This window comes from Saccharothrix coeruleofusca (assembly GCF_014648515.1).
In the GTDB taxonomy this organism is placed as follows: Bacteria; Actinomycetota; Actinomycetes; order Mycobacteriales; family Pseudonocardiaceae; genus Actinosynnema; species Actinosynnema coeruleofuscum.
In genome coordinates this window covers 1-6,296 of record NZ_BMRG01000044.1, presented here as the reverse complement: position 1 = coordinate 6,296, position 6,296 = coordinate 1, and the positions used below count along the sequence as shown (strand labels likewise).

General features: G+C 71.1%; 4 protein-coding genes. 1 reads left to right on the top strand and 3 read right to left on the bottom strand.

What is annotated here, in order from left to right; genetic code table 11:
* The coding region (locus IEZ00_RS37955; protein WP_189227811.1) for a UvrD-helicase domain-containing protein at window positions 1-2,912 on the bottom strand (2,912 nt) is incomplete at its 3' end.
* A 202-nt stretch (window positions 2,913-3,114) separates the two neighbouring features.
* On the opposite strand from IEZ00_RS37955, the gene IEZ00_RS35905 reads away from it, so the two are divergent.
* Window positions 3,115-4,080: an ArsR/SmtB family transcription factor gene (locus tag IEZ00_RS35905; RefSeq protein ID WP_189227810.1), complete on the top strand. Its 966-nt coding sequence runs from the start codon at window positions 3,115-3,117 to the stop codon at window positions 4,078-4,080.
* 514 nt (window positions 4,081-4,594) lie between these two features.
* Here IEZ00_RS35905 and IEZ00_RS35900 read toward each other — a convergent pair.
* A complete protein-coding gene (locus IEZ00_RS35900) occupies window positions 4,595-5,209 on the bottom strand; it encodes a hypothetical protein (protein WP_189227809.1) in 615 nt (204 codons plus the stop codon).
* 41 nt (window positions 5,210-5,250) lie between these two features.
* Window positions 5,251-5,973 carry a Crp/Fnr family transcriptional regulator gene (locus IEZ00_RS35895; RefSeq protein WP_268248888.1) on the bottom strand — a complete coding sequence of 241 codons (723 nt, stop codon included), beginning with the start codon at window positions 5,971-5,973 and terminating at the stop codon, window positions 5,251-5,253.
* Between the last annotated feature and the right edge of the window lie 323 nt (window positions 5,974-6,296).

Sequence of the window (6,296 nt, the reverse complement as noted above, 5' to 3'; positions counted from 1 at the left end):
AACGGCGACCGGGGCCGCCCGGACGAGTGACTGAGGAACAGGTGCCGCTGCGCCCTGGTCATCCCGACGAACAGCAGGCGGCGCTCCTCGTCCACCTCGTCGCCGGAGTCGGGCGCACCGGGCCAGCGCAGCGGCAGCAGCCCGTCCTCGCAGCCGACGACGAACACCACGGGGAACTCCAGCCCCTTGGCGGCGTGCAGGGTCAGCAGCGAGATCCGGTCCGCGCGGGGGTCCCAGGTGTCCACCTCCACCCCCAGCGCCAGCTCGGTCAGGAACCGCTCCAGGTCCTCGCCGCAGTCCCGCGCCAGCGGCTTGAGCAGCTCGTACGCAGTGTGGTCGGCCCCCGCCGCGCGCCGCACCCGCTCCAGCACCGTGGTCCCGGCGACGAACGGCAGCTCCCGCGCGATCCGCTCCACGCCCGGCCGGTCGGCCAGCCGGTCGTGCGAGCGCTTCTGGAACGGCATCCCCGACTGGGTCAGCACGTCCACCAGCACCCGCGACTGCCGGTCGGTCCGGTAGAGCACGGCGAAGTCGGAGAACCCGAGGTCGTGGTGCGCACCGCCGGAGTCCACCCGACCGCTGTCCAGCGCGTGGAACGACGCGCCGCCCAGCACCCGTTCGATGGTGCGGGCCACGAACACGGCCTCGGCCTGCTCGCTGGCCGCCTGGTGCACGCCCACCGGCGCGTCGCCGTGCTCGCCCACCGGCCGCAGCTCCCGGCCGGGCACCAGGGTGGTCGGCGAGATGACCTGCAGCGCGCCCGAGACCACCGGGGCGCTGGAGCGGTAGTTGCGGGTCAGGTGCACCACGCGGGCCGTCGGGAAGTCCTGCTGGAAGCGCAGGAAGAACCCGACGTCCGCGCCGCGGAACCGGTAGATCGCCTGGTCCGGGTCGCCGATCGCGGTGAGGTTGCCCTCCGGCGGGGCCAGCAGCCGCAGCAGCCGGTACTGCCGCTCGTCGACGTCCTGGTACTCGTCGACGCAGATCCACCGGTAGCGGTCGCGGTAGGCGGCGGCCAGCTCCGGGTCGGCCTCCAGCAGCGCCAGCGGCAGCGCGACCAGGTCGTCGAAGTCGACCAGGTCCTGCCGCCGCAGCGCCTCCTTGTACCGGGGGTCGCCCTCGGCCAGCAGCCGCCGCGCCTGCTTCTCCTCCCCCGCGACCTTCAGGGCGACGGCGAGCGCGCGGTCCGGGTCGGCGACGCCGAAGTCGCGGCCCAGCCCGGCGCGCTCGTGCTGCTCGCGCAGGACGCGCACGCCCAGGGAGTGGAACGTGGCGACGGTCAGCGCCCCGGCGTGCTCGGGGACCAGCGCGGCCAGCCGCTCGGCCATCTCCCCGGCGGCGCGGCGGGTGAAGGTGATCGCCAGGCAGTGCTCGGGCGCGACGCCGCACTCGGTGACCAGGTGCGCGATGCGGTGGGTCAGCGTGCGCGTCTTGCCGGTGCCCGGACCGGCGATGATCAGCAGCGGTCCCCCGGTGGTCGAGGCCGCCGCGCGCTGGTCCGGGTCCAGCCCGTCGAGCAGGCCGGAGCCCTCGGGCCGCGCGGGCTCGGCGACGGCGACCGGTTCCGGTTCCGCTTCCGGTCGAGGCGCGGGTTCGCGCTTGGGCTTCGCCGCGGCGGACGCGGTGAACAGCCCGTCGTCGAACAACGACAGGGAGGCGTTGCGCCGCGCCACTTCGCCGGGCTCGAACAGCCTGATCACGCCGTACTCGCCGTCGTAGCCCGCGTCGCGGATGACCTGCCCGCGCCGCAGCCTGGCCAGCGCCTCGGCCAGCAGCGGCGAGTGCGCCTCGACCTCGTCCACCGGGACGTCCTGGAGGATGCCCAGCTCCGGCCCGAGCGCGGCGGTGAGCCGGTCGATCTCGCCGAGCACCTTCTTGCTCTTCGGCCCGGTGCCCAGGATCTCGCTCATGATCTCCGGCAGCGGCACCAGGCTGCGGAACCCCGGCACGCCGTCGGGCGCGGTCCCCTCGGGCCGGTCGGCCAGCTCCTCCACGCGGCTGAGCACGCCGACGGTGAGCGGCTTGCCGCACTCCGGGCAGACACCGCCGTGCGCGCGGGTCTCGGCGGGCTCCATCCGCACACCGCACTTGCGGTGCCCGTCGACGTGGTACTTGCCCTCCTCGGGGAAGAACTCGATGGACCCCGCGTGCCCGACGCCGGTCTCCAGCGCCGCGCGCACCGCGTAGTAGTCCACCTCGGTGTCGAACACCGTGGCCTCCCGGCCCAGCATCGGCGGCGAGTGCGCGTCGGAGTTGCTGACCAGGCGGTACTTGTCCAGCCCGGAGATCCGCCAGTTCATCTCCGGGTCGCTGGACAGGCCGGTCTCCACGGCGAAGACGTGCTCGGCCAGGTCGGCGTAGCAGTCCTCGACGGCGTCGAACCCGGACTTGGAGCCCAGCACCGCGAACCACGGCGTCCAGATGTGCGCGGGCACCAGGTAGCCGCCGCACTCCAGGGTGATCTCCAGCAGGTCCCGCGAGTCCAGTCCGAGGATCGGCCGCCCGTCGGAGCCCAGGTTGCCGATCCTGCCCAGCTTCCGGTTGAACTCGGCGGCGGCGTCCAGGTCCGGCAGGTAGATCAGGTGGTGCACCTTGCGCGTGCGGTCGTCGCGCTTGTAGATCGTGGAGATCTCCACCGACAGCATGAATCGCACCGGCGCGGCGGCCAAGCGCGGCGGCAGCCGGCGGTCGATGTCGCGGTCAAGGTCCTCGCGCAGCCGGAACAGGCCCGGCTCGGCGGGCACCAGGTTCTCGCGCAGGTGGTCGTACCAGGCGGGGTGGGTGAAGTCGCCGGTGCCGACCAGGGTGATCCCCTTGCGCCGCGCCCACCAGGTCAGGTGCTCCAGGTCGCAGTCGCGGCTGCACGCCCGCGAGTACTTGGAGTGGATGTGCAGATCGGCCACAAAGCGCACCGCGCGGATGCTACTGGCCGGGCCACCAGGAGGACCGCGCGGCCTGACGCCCCCCGCACCAGGCCGCGCGATCCCCACCCCCCGACGGAGCACCACCTTGGCCCGACCGGCCCACCACCCGCGACGCCCTTGCACCCGAGTGGAAACGCGCAGGCAGCGTGCGTCCATAATCGGTAAGGGGACGTTCCGGGGGGGAGTCGCCGTGCTGCGCATCCACTTCACCGCCGCCGACCTGGCCCGCACCACCCTGGCCGCCGAGACCCACCCGCTGTGGGAGGTGGTGCTCAGCAGCTTCCGCCTGCGCGACCGGGACCGCCCGCGCGCGTTCCGGCAGTGGGCGCGGACGCTGCGCCCGGAAGTCCGCTCGGCGGCGCGGCTGCTGGAGGCGCTGACCCCGGCGGGCCCGTACTTCCCGGACTTCCTCACCCCCGCCGAGGGCGCGCGGGGCCTGGAAGCGGGCCTGGACGCCATCCTGCGCACCCCGAAGCCGCGACTGACCGAGGAACTGCGCCTGCTGCACGCCCTGTCGCCGCTGCCGGACCGGCTGGCCCCGCTGACCCGCGGCGACACCGGGGCGCTGGCCGAACTGGTGCGCACGCTGCGCGCCTACCACGCGGCGGCCATCGCACCCCACGAGGACGTGATCCGCGCCAGCGTCAACGCCGACCGGGTGCGCCGCGCCCACGACCTGCTCGACGGCGGGGTGGACGGCCTGCTCGACGGCCTGCGCCCGCTCGCGCGGTGGCACCCGCCGCTGCTGGAGGTCGACTACGCGGTGGACCGCGACCTGCGCCTGGACGGCAGGGGCCTGGTCCTCGTCCCCTCCTACTTCTGCCGGGGCCGACCGGTCGCGCCCGCCGACCCGACGCTCGCGCCGGTCCTGGTCTACCCGATCGACCCGACCCACCGCTGGTCCGCCGCGCCCCGCCCGGACGCCCTCGCCGCGCTGCTCGGCCCGACCCGCGCCGCGACCCTCCAGGCGATCGGCGGCGGGGCCAACACCACCGAGCTGGCCCAGCGCGTCGGCACCTCGCCCGCGTCCACCAGCAGGCACACCCAGGTGCTGCGCGAGGCGGGCCTGATCAGCAGCACCCGGCACGGCAGCGCGGTGCTGCACGCGCTGACCCCGCTGGGCGCGGCCCTGCTCGGTCAGCGGACGACCCGGTAGGGCCGCTCCGTCTCCCCCAAATGAGACATATATCACGTACATGGTAGAGGCGTCGCGATCGATGACGCGACATCAGTTCCAGCACACGCAGCGCGATCCGGCACGTGCCCGAGGGCACATGAAGTCGGCGACTACATCTCATGGCGAGCCAGCGCGAGATTCGCTCCGCCGTGCGATCCCAGTTCCGATAAATTCCGGGTGGTCTAGAAATTTCACAATAGAGGCGCACCGCAGCCCAACATCTGTGAACGCCTCCGATTCAGTCACCGCGACCAGCGGCAGCACCATGTCCACCACAGTCCAATGGATTGGACCACTTTCGACTGTCACCCCGGAGTGGACACTCGGTCCTCCATTCCGGTTTCCGCTCACCAGGCCGTGGATCATCCAGTGCTCAGCAAGCGGTAGTCGGAACTCACCGAAGAACGCGATCAATACCGGCGGCCCACCGCTCGCAGTGGCCGCGCAACTCCTGATCCGATCGCGGTGGGTGGTACGCACACCACCCACCGCCTCACATCCCGTGGTCGCTCCGCTCGCGCTTGGGCACGTAGACCCAGGCGGTCTGCTGGAAGCCCTTGACGTCCACCTCGACCGGGCGGAATGCGATCCGGTCCAAGCCGCGCTCCCCGCCGAGGACCACCTCGGCGTGGAAGCGGTCGGACACGATCAACCCGAAGTCCTCCTCGGGAGCGTCCAGGACGGCTCTGCGGAAGGGCTCGGCGTCGATGAGCCTCGCCGTCGTGGTCACCGGGCTGCCGCTGATGTGCGGCGGGTCGATCACCGTCGCCCCGTCGTCCACGGCGATCCGCACCCTCAACCGGTGGGCGTCGTTGTAAGGCTTGTTGACCTCGGAGAGCGCCAGGTCCAGCTCGCGCAGCACGATGTCCGCCGTCACCCACGCTTTGGGGATGTTCGCGCCGAAGACCAGGGTCACGCTGTCGCCGTCGTCACGCCGGAAGGTCGGCTCGGAGGCGTAGCGCGAGTGGTGGCTCAGGCTGTCGAGGGTAAGGTCGAGCGCCGCGCTCAGCGCCTGGTCGAGGTGGGCCTGCCTGCGCCGACCACCTGAACTGGAGTCCACCACGTCCAAGCGCACGACGGTGCACTCGGTGGCAAGGGGAACACTCACGATTCCTCGCTGGATGGGTCATGATCCGGCAACGTCGCCGTTCACCTTCTAGGGCAAGATCGGACCCCACCACATCCGCTGATGTCTTGTCCGTACATTTGCGGCGACAGCGCTGCTGCGCGGAGGCATCCCAAGCACGGGACCAGCACCTTCCCCCTCTCCGGCCACGAACCGAGCAGTTTGCGCTCGCGCAGCACCTTCACCGCCCGGTGCGCCGACAGGACGGACATCTCGGCCATCTGCCCCAGCTCGTTCTGGGTGAACGGCACCAGAACAGCGCCGTCCTTCAGCAGGTCGCCGCATGCCTCAGCCGCCTCCACCAGCGCGCGCAAGAGGCGCGGCACCGCCGTTCCCGGCCCGTTCTCGACGCGCTTGCCCTCCAACGCGCGCAGCTTGGCGATCACGAGCCGCAGGATGTCGCCTTGGATGGACGGGTACTTGTCCAAGAAGCCTCGAAAGCGCACCTCGGCGATCTTGACGACGGTCACCGCGTCGTGCGCCACCACTGAAGCGGTCCGCGTCCCGGTGCTGAAGAGGGCCATCTCGCCCAGCAACTCACCCCTCCCACGGACGGCGAGCAGCCGCTCGCGGCCCGCCGCGTCACCGCTCAGAATCTTGACGTGGCCGTGGCGGAGCACCATCACGCAGTCCCCCACGGCACCCGCAGACATGAGGCAGTCACCTGGTTCGTACTGGACAGTGTGCCCTCGACCGATGAGGTCGTTGAACACTGGGGGAGGCACTCGCGACTCGAAAGTGTTCATGCCTCAAATAGCTCCACAGTCGAACGACCCGCCGAATGATTCCACTCGACATCGACACGAGAGGTGATCGCGCGCCCCTCCCGGACGACGCCTCGCAATAGTGGCTTCACGGCAAGATCAAATTTGGCGGCGGCACCCATGCACAACCCTCGCGAAGACTCCGAGCATTCAGTGTTCGGAGGACAGAATGCCCTGTGCGCGGCATGGGTTCCAGTCAGCGCACCCAAAAACGTGCACCACATCAGGAAAAAGATCTTCCCGAAGTCCACTCGCGACCCGATCCACCATGGACAGCAACCATGTGACGTACGCCGCACCGCTGC

What these genes read in the sequence shown, in the direction of transcription:
- IEZ00_RS35895 (WP_268248888.1), bottom strand. Translation starts at nt 5,973, where the DNA reads ATGAACACTTTCGAGTCGCGAGTGCCTCCCCCAGTGTTCAACGACCTC.